General features: G+C 68.9%; 17 protein-coding genes, 1 tRNA gene and 1 pseudogene. 11 read left to right on the top strand and 8 right to left on the bottom strand.

Annotated features, from left to right (window positions below; all coding sequences use genetic code 11):
• The first annotated feature begins 201 nt into the window (after positions 1-201).
• Together uvrB and clpS are read left to right on the top strand one after the other, a co-directional pair.
• A complete protein-coding gene (uvrB, locus tag K9U40_RS12250) occupies positions 202-2,799 on the top strand; it encodes an excinuclease ABC subunit UvrB (RefSeq protein WP_282890479.1) in 2,598 nt (865 codons plus the stop codon).
• A 39-nt stretch (positions 2,800-2,838) separates the two neighbouring features.
• Positions 2,839-3,162, top strand: coding sequence for an ATP-dependent Clp protease adapter ClpS (gene clpS / locus K9U40_RS12245; protein ID WP_282890478.1), 324 nt, complete (start codon positions 2,839-2,841; stop codon positions 3,160-3,162).
• A gap of 9 nt (positions 3,163-3,171) precedes the next feature.
• Here clpS and K9U40_RS12240 read toward each other — a convergent pair whose 3' ends face one another.
• Complete coding sequence (locus K9U40_RS12240; RefSeq protein WP_282890477.1) at positions 3,172-3,477, bottom strand: DUF930 domain-containing protein; 306 nt, start codon at positions 3,475-3,477, stop codon at positions 3,172-3,174.
• Positions 3,478-3,953: 476 nt separating this feature from the next.
• On the opposite strand from K9U40_RS12240, the gene K9U40_RS12235 reads away from it, so the two are divergent.
• From K9U40_RS12235 to K9U40_RS12225, 3 genes are all read left to right on the top strand, one after another.
• Positions 3,954-4,502, top strand: a complete 549-nt coding sequence (locus K9U40_RS12235; protein ID WP_282890476.1) for a DUF2478 domain-containing protein — start codon at positions 3,954-3,956, stop codon at positions 4,500-4,502.
• A 203-nt stretch (positions 4,503-4,705) separates the two neighbouring features.
• Positions 4,706-5,452 (top strand): hypothetical protein, encoded by a 747-nt coding sequence (locus tag K9U40_RS12230; RefSeq protein ID WP_282890475.1) that lies wholly within the window; start codon positions 4,706-4,708, stop codon positions 5,450-5,452.
• Between the two features lie 137 nt (positions 5,453-5,589).
• Positions 5,590-5,850, top strand: a complete 261-nt coding sequence (locus tag K9U40_RS12225) for a hypothetical protein (protein WP_414114844.1) — start codon at positions 5,590-5,592, stop codon at positions 5,848-5,850.
• A 58-nt stretch (positions 5,851-5,908) separates the two neighbouring features.
• Here K9U40_RS12225 and K9U40_RS12220 read toward each other — a convergent pair whose 3' ends face one another.
• Positions 5,909-6,343 carry a GtrA family protein gene (locus K9U40_RS12220; protein WP_282890474.1) on the bottom strand — a complete coding sequence of 145 codons (435 nt, stop codon included), beginning with the start codon at positions 6,341-6,343 and terminating at the stop codon, positions 5,909-5,911.
• A 345-nt stretch (positions 6,344-6,688) separates the two neighbouring features.
• Here K9U40_RS12220 and carB point away from each other — a divergent pair, with 345 nt between their 5' ends.
• Complete coding sequence (carB, locus tag K9U40_RS12215) at positions 6,689-10,051, top strand: carbamoyl-phosphate synthase large subunit (protein ID WP_282890473.1); 3,363 nt, start codon at positions 6,689-6,691, stop codon at positions 10,049-10,051.
• 280 nt (positions 10,052-10,331) lie between these two features.
• Positions 10,332-10,805, top strand: coding sequence for a transcription elongation factor GreA (greA, locus tag K9U40_RS12210; RefSeq protein ID WP_282890472.1), 474 nt, complete (start codon positions 10,332-10,334; stop codon positions 10,803-10,805).
• Positions 10,806-10,976: 171 nt separating this feature from the next.
• Here greA and K9U40_RS12205 read toward each other — a convergent pair whose 3' ends face one another.
• A complete protein-coding gene (locus K9U40_RS12205; protein WP_282890471.1) occupies positions 10,977-11,462 on the bottom strand; it encodes an Lrp/AsnC family transcriptional regulator in 486 nt (161 codons plus the stop codon).
• Positions 11,463-11,892: 430 nt separating this feature from the next.
• Here K9U40_RS12205 and trxB point away from each other — a divergent pair, with 430 nt between their 5' ends.
• From trxB to K9U40_RS12185, 4 genes are all read left to right on the top strand, one after another.
• Positions 11,893-12,855, top strand: coding sequence for a thioredoxin-disulfide reductase (gene trxB / locus K9U40_RS12200; RefSeq protein ID WP_282890470.1), 963 nt, complete (start codon positions 11,893-11,895; stop codon positions 12,853-12,855).
• 281 nt (positions 12,856-13,136) lie between these two features.
• Positions 13,137-14,027: a LysR family transcriptional regulator gene (locus tag K9U40_RS12195; protein WP_282890469.1), complete on the top strand. Its 891-nt coding sequence runs from the start codon at positions 13,137-13,139 to the stop codon at positions 14,025-14,027.
• A 316-nt stretch (positions 14,028-14,343) separates the two neighbouring features.
• Positions 14,344-14,862, top strand: a complete 519-nt coding sequence (locus K9U40_RS12190; protein ID WP_282890468.1) for a peptidoglycan-binding domain-containing protein — start codon at positions 14,344-14,346, stop codon at positions 14,860-14,862.
• A gap of 404 nt (positions 14,863-15,266) precedes the next feature.
• Positions 15,267-15,941 (top strand): M15 family metallopeptidase, encoded by a 675-nt coding sequence (locus tag K9U40_RS12185; RefSeq protein WP_282890467.1) that lies wholly within the window; start codon positions 15,267-15,269, stop codon positions 15,939-15,941.
• A 28-nt stretch (positions 15,942-15,969) separates the two neighbouring features.
• On the opposite strand, the gene K9U40_RS12180 is transcribed toward K9U40_RS12185, so the two are convergent.
• The 5 genes and pseudogenes from K9U40_RS12180 to K9U40_RS12160 all read right to left on the bottom strand — a co-directional run bounded on the left by K9U40_RS12180 (position 15,970) and on the right by K9U40_RS12160 (position 19,817).
• Positions 15,970-16,446, bottom strand: coding sequence for a hypothetical protein (locus K9U40_RS12180; protein WP_282890466.1), 477 nt, complete (start codon positions 16,444-16,446; stop codon positions 15,970-15,972).
• 11 nt (positions 16,447-16,457) lie between these two features.
• Positions 16,458-16,958 (bottom strand): hypothetical protein, encoded by a 501-nt coding sequence (locus K9U40_RS12175; RefSeq protein ID WP_282890465.1) that lies wholly within the window; start codon positions 16,956-16,958, stop codon positions 16,458-16,460.
• A 41-nt stretch (positions 16,959-16,999) separates the two neighbouring features.
• Positions 17,000-17,095 (bottom strand) — tRNA-Sec (locus K9U40_RS12170).
• A gap of 93 nt (positions 17,096-17,188) precedes the next feature.
• Positions 17,189-19,087: pseudogene (gene selB, locus K9U40_RS12165) on the bottom strand (selenocysteine-specific translation elongation factor); the annotation flags it as partial.
• 1 nt (position 19,088) lies between these two features.
• Complete coding sequence (locus K9U40_RS12160; RefSeq protein WP_282890490.1) at positions 19,089-19,817, bottom strand: tetratricopeptide repeat protein; 729 nt, start codon at positions 19,815-19,817, stop codon at positions 19,089-19,091.
• Between the last annotated feature and the right edge of the window lie 350 nt (positions 19,818-20,167).

The raw sequence follows: 20,167 nt of genomic DNA, 5'->3' as shown, positions 1-20,167 counted from the left end.
AGACTCATGGCAGCCCCCGCTTTCGGCAAGGACTGCGTGCGACCGGGGGCTGTAACAAGTATTGATTGTAATAAATTAACCAGTGCAGCTTATGCGCGTCGCTTCTGCATCGCCGATGGCCGCGGGCCTTGGGGTCCGGTCGGCGCCAAGAGGCGCGCGCGGCGTCTTTCCTCAGGAGGGGATCGCCCCCATATTCCCCCCATGGCCAAAGCATCCCGTCCCGGCAAGCTCGGAGAGCGCTCCCAGCGCCACTTCGAGCCGGCGCCCCAGCAGGCGCTCGATCCCCAGCTCGCGCAGTCCCTCGGGCTCGATCCCGGGGACATGACCCTCGATTTCGCCTCCGCCGGCGCCTCGGCCACGGTGCAGGCGCTGGCGCAGCTGATCGAGAACGGGCGGCCGGAGGTCAATGGCCAGACCTGGGTGCCCCATCGCCCGCCCCGCCCGGAGAAGTCAGAGGGCGGCGTCAGCTTCATCATGAAGAGCGATTTCGAGCCCGCCGGCGACCAGCCGCAGGCCATCGCCGAATTGTGCGCCCAGGCGCAGGCCGGCGAGCGCGACCAGGTGCTGCTGGGCGTCACCGGCTCGGGCAAGACCTTCACCATGGCCAAGGTGGTCGAAAGGCTCCAGCGCCCCGCCATCGTGCTCGCGCCCAACAAGACGCTGGCCGCCCAGCTCTATGGCGAGTTCAAGAGCTTCTTTCCCGAAAACGCAGTGGAGTATTTCGTCTCCTACTACGATTACTACCAGCCGGAAGCCTACGTTCCGCGCACAGATACCTATATCGAGAAGGAATCCTCCATCAACGAGCAGATCGACCGCATGCGCCATGCGGCGACCCGCTCGCTGCTGGAGCGGGATGACGTGATCATCGTCGCCTCGGTGTCGTGCATCTACGGCATCGGGTCGGTCGAGACCTATTCGGCCATGACCTTCGACATCAAGGTGGGCGAGCGCATCGACCAGCGCGGCCTGCTGGCCGACCTCGTGGCCCTGCAATACAAGCGCATCCAGTCGGATTTCGCCCGCGGCACCTTCCGGGTGCGCGGCGACAGCGTGGAGATCTTCCCCGCCCATTACGAGGACCGCGCCTGGCGCGTCTCCCTGTTCGGCGACGAGGTGGAGAGCATCGCCGAGTTCGACCCGCTCACCGGCCACAAGAGCGGTGACATGAAGAGCGTGCGCGTCTACGCCGCTTCCCATTACGTCACGCCGCGCCCGACCCTCATCCAGGCCATCTCCGGCATCAAGGCCGAGCTGAAGATGCGCCTCGACGAGCTCTACAGGATGGGCCGCCTGCTGGAGGCCCAGCGGCTGGAGCAGCGCACCCGCTACGACCTCGAAATGATGGAGGCGACGGGAAGCTGCGCCGGCATCGAGAATTATTCGCGCTGGCTGACCGGCCGCAAGCCCGGCGAGCCGCCGCCCACCCTGTTCGAATACGTGCCGGACAACGCCCTCGTTTTCATCGACGAGAGCCACGTCACCGTGCCCCAGATCGGTGCCATGTATCGCGGCGACTTCCGCCGCAAGGCGACGCTGGCGGAATACGGCTTCCGCCTACCCAGCTGCATGGACAACCGCCCGCTGCGCTTCGAGGAATGGGAGGCCATGCGGCCGCAGACCGTCCACGTCTCCGCCACCCCCGGCACCTGGGAGATGGAGAAGACCGGCGGCGTGTTCGTGGAGCAGGTCATCCGCCCCACCGGCCTCATCGACCCGGAGGTGGATGTGCGCCCGGCCCGGACCCAGGTGGACGACCTTCTCGGCGAAGTGCGGGCGGTGGCGGCGAAGGGGTATCGCACGCTGGTCACCGTGCTCACCAAGCGCATGGCCGAAGACCTCACCGAATATCTGCACGAGCACGGCATCCGCGTGCGCTACATGCATTCCGATATCGACACCATCGAACGCATCGAGATCATCCGCGACCTCAGGCTCGGGGCGTTCGACGTGCTCATCGGCATCAACCTGCTGCGCGAGGGCCTGGACATCCCCGAGTGCGGGCTGGTCGCCATCCTGGACGCGGACAAGGAGGGCTTCCTGCGCTCGGAGACCTCGCTGGTGCAGACCATCGGCCGAGCCGCGCGCAACGTGGATGGCCGCGTGATCCTCTATGCCGACCACGTCACCGGCTCCATGCAGCGCGCCATGGCGGAGACCACCCGCCGCCGCGAGAAGCAGATGGCCTACAATGTCGAGCACGGCATCACGCCGGAGAGCGTGAAGAAGGCCATCGGCGATATCCTCAATTCCGTCTACGAGCGCGACCATGTGCAGGTGGATGCCGGCCTCGCGGAGGAGGGGGCCGCCTTTGGCCACAATCTCAAGGCGGTGATGGCGGACCTGGAGAAGCGCATGCGCGCCGCCGCCGCCGACCTCGATTTCGAGACCGCCGCCCGCCTGCGCGACGAGATCCGCCGGCTGGAGGCCACCGAGCTTGCGGTGGCGGACGATCCCCTTGCCCGGCAGGAGGCGGTGGAGGACAAGTCCGGCGGCTTCCGGGGGCCGCGCAAATATGGCAAAGCGGCGAACCTGCCGCCCAGGGAAGACGCCGGCAAGCTCTTGCCGCGCGGTCGCGGGGCGGGGCGCAAGCCGCGCGCCGGAGCCGAGGCGGAGGGAATGGGCGAGGAGCAGGCAGCCTATGCGGCGCCGGCGACCCGCGCCCGCAAGCCGTCCCTCGACGACATGGGCCCCGGCTCCGACCGGGCCGTGCCGGTCGCGGAAGACACCTTCCGCCCCGGCCCGCGCCCCGATCCCGGGACCAAGGGCTTCAGGAAGGGCGGGCGCCGCTCACGCTGAAAGGGCGCGTCCGACCGACGTCGATCAAGGAGGTCGCCCATGGCCGAGACCGTTCCGCCGCCCGTCGTGCCCGCCCGGCCCCGGACCGGGACCGCCGCCAAGGTGGAACGGCCGCGGCTCTACAAGGTCATCCTGCTCAACGATGATTTCACGCCGCGCGACTTCGTGGTGCGGGTGCTCAAGGCGGAATTCCGCATGAGCGAGGACCAGGCCCACCGGGTGATGATGACGGCGCACCGGCGCGGCGTCTGCGTGGTGGCGGTGTTCACCCGCGACGTGGCCGAGACCAAGGCGGGCCGCGCCACGGATCTCGCCCGCGCCAAGGGCTATCCCCTCATGTTCACCACCGAGCCGGAGGAGTGAGCGGGCCCCTCACGGCACCAGCGAATGGGCCGCCCAGTCGTCGCGCGGCACCTCGGTGCCCAGGGTGTAGCTGAAGGCTTCCACGTCCATGCCGTCGGCGCTGGTGCGGCACTCATAGGAGAGGCGGTACCAATGGCCCCGGCTGCGGATGGCCGCGCCCGGCGCGGTGATGGAGGCCTCGCCGAGCTGCGGATCGGCGAAGGCATAGGCGACCGCCTCTTCCGGGCGCATGTCGGCGTGCTCGCGACCAACCAGTCCCATGGCGCGGGCATTGCAACGCTGCTCGATACGGGTTTGAAGATCCACGTGCAGCATGGCCGCGTCGCGCTTCGAGGCGTCCTGGGCGTTCCGGGTCGTGCCGGATCGGATGTCGCCTGCTTCGGCGCGGGGCGGTGCTTGGCGGCGGCGGCACCCGGGCCGGACAGGACGAGAAGGGCGAAGGCGGCAAGGGCCGCCACGGTGGTCACAGCAGGGCGCTTCAAGGCTTCACATCCGCGGGTCGTGTCTCAGCTCGAAACAAGGCGTGGTCTTGCCCCCTCTCCCGCAAGCGGGAGAGGGTTCCGCGGTGCGCCCGGTCAGAGCTGCAGGCTTTCAAACTGAGACATCACCCATCCGCGGCTGACAGCGATGAAACGGTGCGCATAATGGGTGCGCGTGGCAATGATGGGACGCGGAATGCGAAAATGTCGCGCATCCTTTCCGGATCGGGCATGTGTTATGCTGATTGAGATATAGCTGAGCGCGTGCGCGGAAGGCGCGGCGGGGAATGGCGGGAGATGGCTGGAGGCGGAATGGCGGTTGAGCGGGCGATGATCCTCGCCTTGCAGGGGGCGGACCGGGAGAGGATCCAGTCCCTCCTCGCCGAGGCGGCCGGGCAGCTGAAGGCGTCCGGGGTGCGCGTGCTCGGCGTGGTGGAGCACCTGCCTCCCGGCTGCGCCCACGACGACGTGCTGCTGCTCGACCTCGTCTCGGGCGAGACCAACCGCCTGCACCAGAATCTCGGCCCCGGCGCAGCGGGATGCAGCCTCGATCCCGCCGGGCTCGCGGCGGCCTCGGCTGGGGTGGAGCGGGCCATCGCCGCGCGCCTCGATGAGGGCGGCGATCTGTCCGACACGGTGGTGATCCTCTCCAAGTTCGGCCGGCAGGAGGCCGACGGGCGTGGCCTCACCAGCGCCTTCCATGCGGCGGTGGCGGCGGAAATGTCGGTGCTCACCTCGGTTTCCCCCACCGTGCGCGCGCAATGGGACGGCTTCGTCGGCGACCTCGCCGAGATCGCCCCGGCGAGCCTGCGCGCCGTGGAGATGTGGTGGGGCTGCCTGACCGGCGAACTGGCGGGCTGACGCCCGCCGGCCGGACCGGATGGCCGCGGTGGCGGCTGGTGCTGCGGTGTTGAGATGAGAAGGCGATTCTCCGGGCAAGGGGATTCAATTTGCCCGGATCGGGCTTTAAGAAGGACCCTTCGGCACGATCGTTCCATGGCGTTTTTCGCGGCAGCCCCGCGACGGGCCGGGGGCGGCCTGCGCGACCCTGGAAGAAGGCAGCCATGTTGAAGACGGCAGATCCGGCCCCCCGTCGTGCTTTCTCACATCGCCCTTCCCCGGGTCCTGCCGCCTTCGGCGCCGTCCTCGCCGCCGCCCTGTCCCTTGCGGCCTGCCAGGGCAATCCGGACAGCTGGGGCACTGGCGTGGTGAAGCAGTCAGACGCGTTCGGCGACTATTCGGAGACGGTGGTGTCGATCCCGCGGCCCACCGCCGGCCCGCGCCAGTTCCAGTGCGCCGGCCCGTTCGCGCCCGACACCACCGCCGTCAACATCGCCGCAGATTTCGGCCAGGCCAATGTGGTGACCGGCAACATCATCTCCCCAGACGGCAGCACGTCGCCCGGCCTCGTGATCCTGCCCAACGATCCGGCGCTGAGCCTCGAAGTCGCCTGGAAGGACGCCATCGACATGGTCAATCCGCGCCGGGTGGCCTTCACCGAATCCACAGCCTGGAGCGTGAACGGCATCGCCATCGGTTCCACCCTCGCCGACCTGGAGAAGGCCAACGGCAAGCCGTTCCGGGTCCGGGGCTTCGGCGGCAATGGCGGCGGCGTGGTGGCGGACTGGCGGGGCGGACGGCTCGGCAATCTCGGCGGCGGCTGCACGCTGGGGGTGCAGCTCGCGCTTTCGGCCGCCGTCCCGGATCAGGCACAGGCACGGCTTTCCGGACCCAGGGCCATTGCATCGGGCGATCCGGCCTTGCGGGCCGCTGCGCCCACGGTCGGCGTGTTCTGGGTCACCTACCGGTAGCTCGGCGACGCGCGCTCTAAGTTCAAGAAAGAGAACGCGTTGCCCGATCAGCTCGCGATGCAAGCAGATCGGCGCGTGCTCTGGTATAGGAAGAGGCCGCTCATCAATCCGATGTCGGGCGAAGGAGGACCGTTCCCATGGCCGCATCGACCGCTTCCCGACGTAGCGTGATGCTCGCTTTCGCCGCGGGCGCAGTGGTGGCGCTCGCATCGTCCGGCCTCATCCAGAGCGCCCTGGCCAACCAGCCCAATATGTGGCGGGCCATGGGCGCCCTCCAGAACGCCCGCGCGGCGCTGATGGAGGCCGAGCCCAACAAGGGCGGTCACCGCGAACGGGCCATCGAGCTGGTGGACCAGGCCATCGCCGAGACCCGCGCGGGCATCGAGTTCGCCCGCTGACCTGACCGTACAGGAGGGCAGGGAGCCGGGCCCGCGCGGCGGGCGCGGGTGGCCCGGGTCAGGCCTCCCGGGCGCCGGCACGGTGGGCGAAGGCCCAGATGCGATAGCCGGAGAATGTCCACAGCATGATGATACCGGTCGTGATGGCCTGGGCGAGCAAATAGTAGAGCCCGAGCTCGTGCACCAGAAGGCCCATGATGAGGCCGTTCAGCACGAAGGCCACGCCGGCCACCACCATGAAACGCGGAACCGCCCCCGCATGGGAGCGGGTGGACTCGAAGGTGAAGCGGCGGTTCAGGCTGTAGGAGACAATCCCGCCCACGATGAACCCGACGGCGGACCCTGCAACCGGGCCGAGCAGGCCGTTTTCCACCATCAGCGTCAGCGCCGCGAAATGGGCGGCCGTGGCGGCCAGCCCCACGCCCACGAAGGTCGCGAACTGCCGGATGAGGCCACGGTATCGCAAGGCCAGTTCGGCGAGGGAAGGGGGCACCGCGTCTGTCTCCGGCGGAAGGTGAAGCCTCATGGCTTCCGTCGCCGCAAATTATGGTCTAAGGAAGCCCATCAGCGCGCAGGGTGAAAGAGAATTCCCGGGGTGTGACCTCCTCGCACTTCCTCCGCCCCCATGCGCGCACGCTTCCGGGCCTGTCCGGGGCGGTGCTCGATCCTTTCGGGGGGCGCGTGACCCGCGGCCCTTTTTTTGCGCCCGGAGCGCGATAGAAAAGGCGCGAGTGCCCCAGCGGCATCCTTGCCCGGAAGCATCGACGAAACGGATCCCGCTGTCCGCTCCCGTGTCTACCCGGGTGCGGGCGGCGAGGGTGGAGAGCGCCAGACAGAAATGCCGAAACGCACCGATATCGAAACCATCCTCATCATCGGCGCCGGTCCCATCGTGATCGGGCAGGCCTGCGAGTTCGATTATTCCGGAACGCAGGCGGTGAAGGCGCTCAAGGAGGAGGGATACCGGGTCGTCCTCGTCAACTCGAATCCCGCGACCATCATGACCGACCCGGACATGGCGGACGCGACTTATATCGAGCCCATCACCGCCGAGATCGTCACCAGGATCATCGAGAAGGAGCGCGGCGACCGCTCCCGGGGCTTCGCGCTCTTGCCCACCATGGGCGGCCAGACGGCGCTCAACTGCGCCCTGTCGCTGAAGAAGATGGGCACGCTCGAAAAGTACGACGTGGAGATGATCGGCGCCACCGCCGAGGCCATCGACAAGGCCGAGGACCGCGAGCTGTTCCGCGAGGCCATGACCAAGATCGGCCTGTCCACGCCCAAGTCCCGCCAGATCAAGACCTTGCCCCAGGCGCTGGAGGCGCTGGACGAGGTGGGCCTGCCCGCCATCATCCGCCCGTCCTTCACCATGGGCGGCACCGGCGGCGGCATCGCCTACAACAAGGCCGAGTTCATCGAGATCATCGAGCGCGGCATCGACGCTTCCCCCACCAACGAGGTGCTGGTGGAGGAGAGCGTGCTCGGCTGGAAGGAGTATGAGATGGAGGTGGTCCGCGACAAGGCGGACAACTGCATCATCATCTGCTCCATCGAGAACATCGACCCCATGGGCGTCCATACCGGCGATTCCATCACGGTGGCCCCGGCGCTGACGCTGACCGACAAGGAATACCAGATCATGCGCGACGCATCGCTTGCGGTGCTGCGCGAGATCGGGGTGGAGACCGGCGGCTCCAACGTGCAGTTCGCGGTAAACCCCGAGGACGGCCGCCTCATCGTCATCGAGATGAACCCGCGCGTGTCGCGCTCCTCGGCGCTGGCGTCGAAGGCCACGGGCTTCCCCATCGCCAAGGTCGCGGCGCGCCTTGCGGTCGGCTACACGCTGGACGAGATCGAGAACGACATCACCGGCGGCGCGACGCCTGCCTCCTTCGAGCCCACCATCGACTATGTGGTGACGAAGGTGCCGCGCTTCGCCTTCGAGAAGTTCCCCGGCGCCGATCCGGTGCTCACCACCGCCATGAAGTCGGTGGGCGAGGCCATGGCCATCGGCCGCACCTTCCAGGAATCGCTCCAGAAGGCCCTGCGGTCGCTGGAAGCCGGCCTCACCGGCCTCGACGACATCGAGATCGAGGGGCTGGGGCAGGGCGACGACAAGAACGCCATCCGCGCCGCGCTGGGCACGCCTACCCCGGATCGCCTGCTTTATGTGGCGCAGGCCATGCGCCTCGGCCTTTCCGACGAGCAGATCCACGCCGCCTGCAAGATCGACCGCTGGTTCCTCGCCGAGATCCGCGGCATCGTGGAGACCGAGGCGAAGATCCGCCGCCTCGGCCTGCCGGTCACGGCCGGCGCCTTCCGCCGGCTGAAGGCCATGGGCTTTTCCGACGCGCGGCTCGCCACCCTCGCCTCGCTGTCCGAGGCCGAGGTGCGGGCGCGCCGGCAGGGCCTCGACGTGCGCCCCGCCTACAAGCGCATCGACACCTGCGCGGCCGAGTTCGCCTCGCCCACGGCCTACATGTATTCCACCTATGAGACGCCCTTCGCCGGGACCCTCGCCGACGAGGCGCGGCCCTCCAACCGCGAGAAGGTGATCATCCTCGGCGGCGGCCCGAACCGGATCGGGCAGGGCATCGAGTTCGACTATTGCTGCTGCCATGCGGCCTTCGCCCTGAAGGACGCGGGCTATGAAGCCATCATGGTCAACTGCAACCCGGAGACCGTCTCCACCGACTACGACACCTCCGACCGGCTCTATTTCGAGCCGCTCACCGCCGAGGACGTGCTGGAGCTGATCGCCCGCGAAAAGACCAACGGCACGCTGAAGGGCGTGATCGTGCAGTTCGGCGGCCAGACGCCGCTGAAGCTCGCCAAGGCGCTGGAAGATGCCGAGGTGCCGATCCTGGGCACCTCGCCGGACGCCATCGACCTCGCCGAGGACCGCGACCGCTTCAAGACCCTGCTGGACCGCCTCAAGATCCGCCAGCCGGCCAACGGCATCGCCTACAGCGTGGAGCAGGCGCGCCTGGTGGCGGCGGAGCTGGGCTATCCCATGGTGGTGCGCCCCTCCTACGTGCTGGGCGGCCGGGCCATGCAGATCATCCGCGAGGAAAGCCAGCTCGGCGACTATCTGCTGGAGACCCTGCCCGGCCTCGTGCCGCAGGAGGTCAAGGCCCGCTATCCCAACGACAAGACCGGCCAGATCAACACGGTGCTGGGCAAGAACCCGCTCCTGTTCGACCGCTACCTCTCCGACGCCATCGAGGTGGATGTCGATGCCCTTTGTGATGGCACCGACGTGTTCATCGCCGGCATCATGGAGCATATCGAGGAGGCGGGCATCCATTCGGGTGACAGCGCCTGCTCGCTGCCGCCTTATTCGCTGACGCCCGATATCCTCGCGGCGCTGGAGAAGCAGACCGCCGCCATGGCGCTGGCGCTGGGCGTGGTCGGGCTGATGAACGTGCAGTACGCCATCAAGGGCGACGTCATTTATGTGTTGGAGGTCAATCCGCGCGCCTCGCGCACGGTGCCCTTCGTCGCCAAGGTCATTGGCCTGCCCATCGCCAAGATCGCGGCGCGGGTGATGGCCGGGGAGAAACTCGCCTCCTTCGGCCTCAAGCGGCCGCAGGTGGCGCACATCGCCATCAAGGAGGCGGTGTTCCCCTTTGCCCGCTTCCCGGGAGTGGATACGGTGCTGGGCCCGGAGATGCGCTCCACCGGCGAGGTGATGGGGCTCGATACCGATTTCGGCGTCGCCTTCGCCAAGAGCCAGCTGGGTGGCGGCACCAAGGTGCCGAAGTCCGGGACGGTGTTCGTGTCGCTGAAGGAAGGCGACAAGGAGCGCATCCTGCCCAGCATGCAGATGCTGGTGGATCTCGGCTTCAAGGTCATCGCCACCTCGGGCACCCAGCGCTTCCTGGAGGAGCACGGCGTGCCGGCGGCCAAGATCAACAAGGTGCTGGAGGGCCGTCCCCATATCGTGGACGCCATCAAGAACGGCGAGGTCCAGCTCGTCTTCAACACCACCGAGGGGGCGCAGGCCCTCGCCGACAGCCGGTCCCTGAGGCGGGCGGCCCTCTTGCAGAAAGTGCCGTATTACACCACGCTATCCGGAGCCATTGCCGCGGCGCAGGGGATCAAGGCCTATGTGGGCGGGGATCTCAAGGTGTGCCCGCTGCAGGGTTATTTCGATGCCGGCGGGCATAAGGCGCGGGGCGAGGCTTCCGTCGCCTGATTCTGCGTCCCGGTCTTCGCGGCGCGCGTGGACCCGGGCCCTTCCGGGGCTCTTGCTTCCGCGCGTGTTTTCCTCGTGTCCGCCTTGCGCTCCCGGCGCCGGGCGGACGAAGCCTCCACCACCCGGTGCCGCCCCGAAGGGAGCGCTCCGCCGGGCGGAGGCAGTCGCCGCAACCGCGGGGCAAGGCCCTGCGGGGCGGCTTTCTTTTCCTGCGCCGGATGCGCCTCCCTCAAGGGAGGATCCGGGCCAGCGACGTTTCAGGAGGTCTGAAGAAGGACCCATGGAGAAGATTCCCATGACGGCGGCGGGCTATGCCGCCCTCGCGCAAGAGTTGAAGCAGCGCCAGCAGGTGGAGCGTCCGCGCATCATCACCGCCATCTCCGAGGCCCGCGCCCATGGCGACCTCTCCGAGAATGCGGAGTATCACGCCGCCAAGGAGCAGCAGTCGCTGAACGAGGGCCGTGTCGCCGAGCTCGAGGACAAGCTGTCCCGGGCCGAGGTGATCGACGTGTCCAAGCTGTCCGGCGACATCGTGAAGTTCGGCGCCACCGTGACCCTCGTGGACGAGGACACGGAGGAGGAGAAGGTCTGGCAGATCGTCGGCGACAGCGAGGCCGACGCCAAGGCCGGCCGCATCTCCATCTCCTCGCCCGTGGCCCGCGCGCTTATCGGCAAGAAGAAGGGCGCCTCGGTGGAGGTGGTCACGCCCAAGGGGGCCCGTTCCTTCGAGATCGTGGCGGTGCGCTGGGCCTGAAGGGGAGCGCGCCGCGCTTCGCATCCTGCCGCTGATTGCACCGCCCCTGCCCTCTCCCGCCTGCAGGGGAGGGCAGGGGGCTGAACGCGCTCCCCGCGTGAGGCCCCCGGCGGGGGCATTCGCTGTGGGCAGCCCTTGGGCTCCTCACGTCGCCAAATTACGTCCCCAGGGTCACGCCCCCTTCGGCAGTCCGGCTTCCAGCGGCACCACCGGCGCGTTCTTGGACTGCTTCAGGGTCAACGCCGTCTTCACGTTGCGCACGTTGGGCGCGGCGGTGATGTCCAGCACGAAGGTCTGGAAGGTGCGCAGGTCCGGGGTCACGCACAGCATCAGGAAGTCCACGTCGCCGGAGAGCATCCAGGCGCTGCGGACCAGCGGCCATTGGGCAATGCGGTCCTGGAAGGCGGCGAGGTCGGTTTCGGCCTGGCTGATGAGATGCACCATGGCGAAGGCCATGAGGTCGTAGCCGAGGCGCTTCTCGTCGAGCAGCGCGCGATAGCCCTCGATGATGCCGGCCTCCTCCAGCGCCCGGACCCGGCGCAGGCAGGGCGGGGCCGAGATGCCCACGCGGCGCGACAGCTCCACATTGGTCATGCGCCCATCCCGCTGCAGCTCGTCGAGGATCTTCCAGTCGACGGCATCAAGGCGAACGGTCAAGGTACGACTCCCCACGGCAAGGTCACGGCACCTTAGAGCGCGATCCGAGCAAATTGAATCAATTTGCTCGGTGAATCGCCCTCTAAACGCAAGAAAGAGAACGCGTTGTCCGATCAGCTTGCGATGCAAGCAGATCGGCGCGTGCTCTAGTGCGCGCTTGTGGCAACACAACGAAATAATGTTGCGCCGATGTCGCTGCGCAAAGCGTCGCAGAGTCGGCCGGTGGGGCGGGCATCGAGCCCGGAATTCCCGTGCCTGCGGCCCACGCGTGGTTTCGGCGCCTCCTCCGTGCGCTCCGGCCGAGCCTTGTGAGGCTCGGGGGGAGCCCCTACATTCGAGCATAGCTCTCGCTGCGGCCGGAAGCGCCGGTCCTCGCGGCCGTCGACGCTCCCCGGCCAATCGCGGCATGCACGGAATTTCGGGGACACATATGACTGCCCAAACCGTCAAGGTCGTCATCATCGGCTCGGGGCCGGCCGGCTACACTGCGGCCATCTATGCGGCACGCGCAATGCTGGAGCCGGTCCTGTTCGAGGGCATCCAGCCCGGCGGCCAGCTCACCATCACCACCGACGTGGAGAATTATCCCGGCTTCGCCGATCCCATCCAGGGGCCGTGGCTCATGGAGCAGATGCGCGCCCAGGCCGAGCACATGGGCACGCGCATCGTCACCGACCATGTGGCGAGCCTCGATTTGTCGCGCCGGCCGTTCCGCATGGTGACCGAATCGGGCGACACCTATGTGGCAGATGTGGTGATTCTCGCCACGGGAGCGCAGGCGCGCTGGCTGGGCCTCGAATCGGAGGCGGCGTATCGCGGCTCGGGCGTTTCCGCCTGCGCCACCTGCGACGGCTTCTTCTATCGCGGCAAGGAGGTGGTGGTGGTGGGCGGCGGCAACACCGCCGTGGAGGAGGCGCTCTTCCTTACCAATTTCGCCTCCAAGGTCACGGTGGTGCACCGCCGCGAGGGCTTCCGCGCCGAGAAGATCCTGCAGGAACGGCTGTTCGCCAATCCCAAGGTCAACGTGGTGTGGAACGCCGAGCTGGCCGAGGTGGTGGGCGCCGACGATCCGGTCACCAAGGTCACCGGCGTGCGGCTCAAGGACGTGCGCAGCGGGGTGGTGACGGAGCTGCCCGCTGACGGCATATTTATCGCCATCGGCCATGCGCCTGCCACAGAGCTGGTGAAAGACCAGCTGAAGCTCAAGGAGAGCGGCTATGTCTGGACCGCCCCCGATTCGACGGCGACGTCGGTGGCGGGCGTGTTCGCGGCCGGCGACGTGGCGGACGACGTCTATCGTCAGGCTGTCACCGCCGCGGGCCGGGGCTGCATGGCCGCCCTCGAGGCGGAGCGCTTCTTGGCCCACCAGAGCGTGGCGAAGGCGGCGGAATAGTCCGTCCCTCGCCCGCGCCGGCGTCTCGCAGCGATCCTGCCTGGTGGGGAGGGCCGGATGGCCGGAGAGGATCTCCGGATTGCCCGTCCTTCCTCGTTGAACCGATTGAAGACAGTGACGTCGTCCGCTCCCGCGATGGGCCGGCGACGCGGGAGCCGGACCTGAGCCGGGCGGAGCGCTAAGCGAGCCGCCCAAGGGGCGCGGTCCGTCCCCCGTGAAGGGTGAGTGGGCGATTCTGCGTTCAGACGGACGCCGGCGCGCCCCAAAGGGGCTCGGGCCTGATGGATTGGGACAAGCTTAAGGTCTTCCACGTCGCCGCCGAAGCGGGTTCGTTTACCCATGCGGGCGAGACGCTCGGCCTCTCCCAGTCGGCGGTGAGCCGGCAGGTCTCCGCTTTGGAGACGGAGCTGAAGGTTCCCCTCTTCCACCGCCATGCGCGCGGCCTGATCCTCACCGAGCAGGGCGAGCTGTTGTATCGTACCGCCCACGAGGTGTTCCTGAAGCTGGAATCGGCCCGTGCCCAGCTGACCGACAGCCGCGAGAAGCCCAATGGCGAACTGCGCGTCACCACCACGGTGGGGCTCGGCACCCATTGGCTGACGGCGCGGGTCGGCGAGTTCGTGGAGCTGTTCCCGGACATCCGCATCCAGCTCATCCTCACCGACGAGGAGTTGGATCTTGCCATGCGCGAGGCCGACGTGGCCATCCGCATGCGCCAGCCGGTGCAGCCGGACCTGGTGCAGCGCCGGCTGTTCACGGTGCACTTCCACGCTTATGCGTCGGCGGACTATCTCAAGCGGCATGGCCATCCGCGCTCGGTGGACGAGCTGGACAAGCATCGCATCCTCCTGCTCGGCGGGCCGATCCCGCCTTATTTTCAGGGGCTGAACTGGCTGGAGCATGCCGGGCGCGACGGCTCGACGCCGCGGGTGCCGGCCTTCGAGGTGAACAGCGTGCTCGGCCTGAAGCGCGCGGTGGAGCGCGGGGTGGGCATCGGCACGCTGCCGGACTACCTCTCGGACGATGCCTCCTCCCTGGTGCAGCTCTTCACGGACCGCGAGACGCCCAAACTGGAAGCATACTTCACCTATGCTCAGGAAATGCGCTCCGTAGCCCGGATTCAGGTCTTCCGTGACTTCCTCATCTCCAAGGCCCAGCGCTGGAGTTACTGATTTATGACTGCGAACGGTAAAATGATAGCGATCGCATATGCCAGCCAAGCGCTGGGCACATGCCTGATATGCGGTCACTCCGCGTTGCAAACTGCCTAACACGAGGGCATCTTGGTCATGCGCTGATTGCACCTTGTGCGGTGCCTCAGCTGTTCCCCTCTGGAAGGTTCGCCGCACTGCGGCGATACTTGCCGGGTCCTTCATCGGGCCCGGCATTTTTCTTTTTTGGGCACCAATCTCCCTCTGTGCCGTTGTCACGCTTGACGCCTATATTTGGCGCGTCGGCCCTCTCCTACCGGCAACGGGAATCTGAAACATGGCACTTCTGAAGCGTGGGCTCTCCGGCGAGCCGGTGAAAGTCCTTCAGGCCAAGCTCGGCATCGACGCCGACGGCAAGTTCGGCCCGGGCACCGAGGAGGCCCTCAAGGCCTACCAGAAGGCGCACGGCCTCTCCGCAGACGGCATCGCCGGCCCCGACACCTTCGCCGCCCTCGGCCTGCCCGAGCTCATCCTGCTCACCCAGGGCAGCAAGGGCGAGACGGTGAAGAAGCTCCAGACCGCGCTGGGCATCGCCGCCGACGGCGCCTACGGCCCGGGCACGGCCAAGGCGGTGGAGGCCTTCCAGCAGAAGAACGGCCTCGAGGCGGACGGCATGGCCGGCCCGGTGACCCTGGCCAAGATCGACGCCTTCGACGGCATGTTCACGCCCGAGGCGGTGGCGAAGTCGCAGGCCGCGCCGGGAACCGTCGCGGCCGGTGCCGCGCCCGCCGAGGCGTCGGCTTCGGCGGCGCCCAAGAAGAGCATCTGGCAGTCCATCACCGAATTTTTCTCCTGACCCTCAAGGGCAGGGCACAGCAGGGTTCCGCGCCGGCCGGAACAGGCCGGCGCGGTATCGCATTGCCGACCCATACCTGCGGCCCCGGTCCTGGACCGGTGCCGAACCCCGATCTCGTTCCCCTCGATGACCCGCCGCCCTTGCCGGAAGAGCCGGTGCGCCTCGCCTGCTGCCTGACCGGGGCGGCCGCGGGCGGTTTTCTTGAGCCGATGCTGGCCCTATGATCCGGACGTGCTCGGCTAGAGCACACGCCGATCTCTCTCTTAGAGTTAGAGGGCGATTCACCGATCAGATTGAGTCAATCTGATCGGATCGCGCTCTAAGCGCCGCTTCACGCGCGCACGCCGGCCGCCCTGGCCATGTCGGCGACCCCTGCCATGCCCTCTTTCCTGATGGACCGACTGGTGAAGCCTGCTGCCCTCGCCTTGAGCATTGCCGGCCTGCCGCTCGCCGCGGAGGCCCGCACCGACCGTCCGGCCCTGTTCGTGGATGTGGCCACCGTGGTGCCGGACGCCGTGTTCGACGTGCGCTATTTCGGCTCGGACAATTTCGTCGGCATGCGGGTGGACGGCTACACTGCCGCGCGCTGCTTCCTCACCCGCCCGGCCGCCGATGCGCTGGCCGCCGTGGCGGCGGAAGCCAAGACCGGCGGTCTCGGCCTGCGGATCTTCGACTGCTACCGGCCTGCCCGCGCGGTGGCGCATTTCGCCCGCTGGGCGGCTGACCTCGCCGATACCCGCACCAAGGCCACCTTCTATCCGGACGTGGAAAAGAAGGACCTGTTCGCCGAGGGCTATATCGCTGCCCGCTCCGGCCACTCCCGTGGCTCGACCCTGGACCTGGCCCTGTTCGACCGGGCCACGGGGGCGGATCTCGACATGGGCACGCCCTTCGATCTCTTCAGCCCGCGCTCCTGGCCCGCCTCGGACGCCGTGACGAGGGCACAGAAGGCAAACCGCGAGCGGCTGGAGGGTCTCATGGTGCGCCACGGCTTCGTGCCGTTCGAGAAGGAATGGTGGCACTTCACCCTGAAGGCGGAGCCGTTCCCCGACACCTATTTCGACTTTCCCATCGAATAGAGCGCTTTCGAGCGGGGCGGAGCCCGGCTCAGTTGGTGGAGATTTCCTCCACCTTCAGCCGCCGCCCGAGGGCATCGAAGAAGACGCCCTCGTTGATGACCAGCCGGTCGGCGTCGAGGCGCTGCTCCAGCGCCCTCAGGCGGCCGCGCGCCTCCCCGTTCTCCAGCGGGCCATCGGCGTCGAGCTGGGCGAAGAAGGCGGCGCCGTCCCAGGCCTGCCGGGCGCCGGCGAACAGGGTGACGATCTCGCTCCAGCTCACATCGTCTCCGACGATGTTGAGGAAGGTGGAGGCGAGGGGGATCACCTCCGGCTCGGCGATGCGCACCAGCACCACCAGCGCGGTGAAGCCGCCATTCTCGGCATAGGTGGCGGACAGCCACGGCTCGAAATCCGTCGCCGTGACGGCGCGGGTGTCGCCGCCGCCATTGCCCTGGGCCTTGCCGGTCGCGTGCTTGCCCGTTCCGCGTGTGCCGGTGCCGCGTTTGCCGGTGCCGCGCTTGTCCATGGGGCGGCCTCTCAGAAATCCACCAGGGGCGTGTCGGGCAGGTAATGCTCGAACAGGTACCAGAAGGCGCTCTGCCGTGTTTCCAGGTACCAGGCCTCGAAGCCGGCGAGGGCGGCGCCCGGATCGCCGCCGGCATCGGCGGCGTGGAGGGCCAGGGCCACGGCGGCGAAACGGGTGAGCACCTCGCTGCGGGCTTCGCTGTCGGTGGTCCAGCCCAGCCGCGCGCGCAGCATGGCCTGACCGGCGGCGGCCGCCATCTCCGCAGTGTCCGTCCCCCCGACGGCGGCATCGAGCGAGGCCATGAGGTCGGCACGTCGCCAGGCATAGGCGCGTTCGGAGGCGAGGGCCTCGATGCGCCGTGCAGCCTCGCTGCGGAACGCGGTCTCGGCCACGTCCGCGGCGTGCTTGGCCGCGTCGAGCCGGGCGAGGAAAGCCGCGCGCGCCGGCGAGGGGGCGGGTGCCGCCTCGGACGCAAGAGGCTCTGTCGTGACGGGCTCGGGACCTGTGGTCATGGGGTTTTCCCAAGGCTCCGGGACGGCGCCGCCCCGGGGGGTGGCGGAAGAGAGTGGGAGTCGAACCCACCAAGGACCGGCTCGCGGCCCCTCCCGGATTTGAAGTCCGGACGCCCCACCAGGGACGCTTCTCTTCCCCGCTCGGGCGTCGCCGGCGAATCGCCGGCAGGCGCATCATTTCCCGAGCCGACGAAGAGGTCCAGCCGGAACGGGTTGATGCGCCGCAGGTCGCCCCGGCGCAGGGTAACGCCATGGCGATCGAAGAATTCGAGGATCTGGATGGCCACCTTGCGCCCGTTCGACACCTCGTCGCGGAACTGGGCGGCGGTGAACTCGTCCTTCCTGTGCGCGCCGGACAGGCGGGTGAGGATCTGGACCATCTCGGCCACCACCGGGCGCAGGAAGAAGTGGTCGTGCGCCACCTCGTCCACGCGCCCCATGCGGCCGGCGAGCTTGAGCAGGCGCCGGATGTCCGGCTCGGCGGTGTCGAGCATCCCTGCAAGGTCGCGGACCCGTGGCGGGCGGAAGCGCTCGCCGCCGCCGATGAGGGGGAGGATGCGGCCCCAGAGCGCCTCGTCGGCGGCGCTGAGGCGCACCTCGAAATCGGCCCGGCGCACCCATGCACCCTCGCGCCTCACCACGCCGTCAGGCAGGCTTTCCAGGGCCGTGAGGAAGGCGGGCGCCGGCAGGCGCGGCACCAGCAGCAGGCGCAGCCGCTCGCGGCCGATGCCCGGCAGGTCCGGATTTTCCGCATGGAAGGCGTCGAGCGCCGACAGCAGCTGCCGCGTGAAATCGGCGAAGCGATCCGCCGTGATCGCGAGCGTCGCCTCGCCGGAGGCGAGACGCACCAGTCCCAGGTGGTCGGCGAGCGCTTCCGTCTCCCCGGCGGTCAGGGTCCGGTCGCGGGCGAAGGCGGAGAGGTCCGCGAAATATGGGGGAATGGCCAGCAGCGCCGCGAGGGCGGCGGCGGGGTCACGTTCGGCGAGGGCGTCGAGCTGGGCCAGGCGCTCGGGTGTCCGCCGCTTGCGCCTGGGCCCGCGCAGGTCGAGGAAGCGCCCGCCGCCGATGGTGCGCTGGGCCGAGGTGTCGCGGATCACGAAGCGGTCGCCCGCCGCCGCGGCGATGGGCGCGTCCAGCACCAGCTGCACCTTGCCCGCCGCGCCGGGGGCGATGGGATCGCCCAGCAGCACCAGCCGCGCGCCAACCTCGCGCGCCGCATGGTGCAGGCGGACCGGAAGCCACTGGGCGATGGGCCGTTTCTCGCTCGCGAGCACGGTGAGCTCGGCGTCGATATGGTCGGCGGGCGCGTGCAGCACCGGGTCGAGCACCACGTCGCCGCGGGCGATGGCGGTCTTGCTGATGGCCTCGCCGGCCAGGTTGAGGCCGCAGCGATCGCCGGCCACGCCCTGTTCCGATACGAGGTCCTGCGCCCTGATGGAGCGTACCCGGGCGGCGAGGCCGGACGGGCTGACCGTGACCCGGTCGCCCACACGGACCGTTCCGGACAGGACCGTTCCCGTCACCACCGTGCCGGCCCCGGCCAGGGTGAAGCTGCGATCCACCGCCAGGCGGAAGCGCCCGCCCGCGGGCCGTCGGCCGAGCTGCCGCGCCGCGTGGGCCAGCGCTGCGCGAACGGCGTCGATGCCCTCGCCTGTGGCGGCGGACACGGGAAGGATGGGCGCGCCGGCGAGGCCGGTCGGGGCGAGGAGCGCGGTGATCTCCGCCGCCACGGCGGCGCGGCGCGCATCATCGGCAAGGTCGGCCTTGGTGAGGGCCACAATGCCCCGCGAGATGCCCAGCAGGTCGAGGATGGCGAGATGCTCGCGGGTCTGGGGCATCACCCCGTCGTCGGCCGCCACCACCAGCAGGGCGAAGTCGATGCCGCTCGCGCCCGACAGCATGGTGTGCACGAACTTCTCGTGCCCCGGCACGTCCACGAAGCCAAGCACCGGGCCGGGCGGAGCCTCTGCGTCCGTCCCCTGCGCGTCCAGGGGAAGGTAGGCGAAGCCGAGGTCGATGGAGATGCCGCGGGCCTTCTCCTCCTTCAGGCGGTCGGTATCGACACCGGTGAGGGCACGCACCAGCGTGGTCTTGCCATGGTCGATATGTCCGGCCGTGCCGATGATCACGTCAGGGCAGCTCCCCCAGGGGTATGGCGGCCCGGCGCTGGGCGGCGGCTTCCTCTTCCGGCGTCAGCGTGGTGCGCACGGCATCGAAGAAGCGGTCGGCGAGGGCGCTCCGGCCGGCGCGGGCGCGCAGCAGCCAGGCGAAGGCGGCGATGCGGTCGCGCGGCACGCCCGATCCCAGATGATAGGCGGCGCCGAGCATGGCCTGTCCGTCGGCATCGCCAGCCTCGGCGCCCTTGCGCCACCAGCGGGCGGCCTCCACCGCATCGCGCTCCATGCCGAGCGCGTTGTGGGCGATCATGCCGAGCCGGGTCATGGACGAGGCGATGCTCTGGTCCGCGGCGGCCTGCGCCCAGCGCCGCGCCTCGACGGGGTCGGAGGGGATGACTTCGCCTTCCAGCAGCATCCAGCTCAGCATGTCCTGGGCCGGGCCGTCGCCGTCCTCGGCGGCGGCGCGATAGAGCGCGGCGGCCCTGTCATAGTCCTGGGCGACGCCTTCGCCCTTGAAATGGAGGGTAGCGAGGTTGCGCCGGCCCACCGGATCGCCGCCCTCGGCGGAGAGTTCCAGCCAGCGGCGGGCGAGGTCGAGGTCCTTGTCCACGCCCAGCCCGTCGATGAAGCAGGCGCCGATATTGTTCTGCGCCCGCGCATTGCCGGTGCGGGCCAGCGGCTCCCAGATCGACAAGGCGGTTTCGTATTCGCCGGCGGTGGCAGCGGCGAGGGCGGCCGCCATCTGGGCTTCCGGGGTGCGTGTATCGACGGGGGGCTCCGGTTCGGGCGCCTCTTCCGGCAGGGGCTCGGCACCGGGCGGCTCCGCATCCGGGCCGGCCGGGTCGAAGGCCGGCTCCGCGCGGAACGTCTCCTCCACCACGCGCCGCTCGAACACCACTTCCTCGAAAATGGTCTCTTCCACGGGCGCCTGTTCCTGCGCGGGGGGCGCAACCGGGGAGATGGCGGGCGCCTCCGGGAGCGGGGGCATCTGGTGCGGCACCGGCTGCGCGGCCGGCTCGGCGCGCGGGCGGGCATCCAGGCGCGGCCGGCTGTGCAACGGGGCCGCGGGGGCGGCCGGCTCGGCCGGGGCGC

The organism is Xanthobacter autotrophicus (assembly GCF_030015065.1).
GTDB lineage: Bacteria > Pseudomonadota > Alphaproteobacteria > Rhizobiales > Xanthobacteraceae > Xanthobacter > Xanthobacter autotrophicus_D.
Note: the sequence above shows the minus strand (reverse complement) of the source record. Positions and strands in the feature narration are given on the sequence as shown.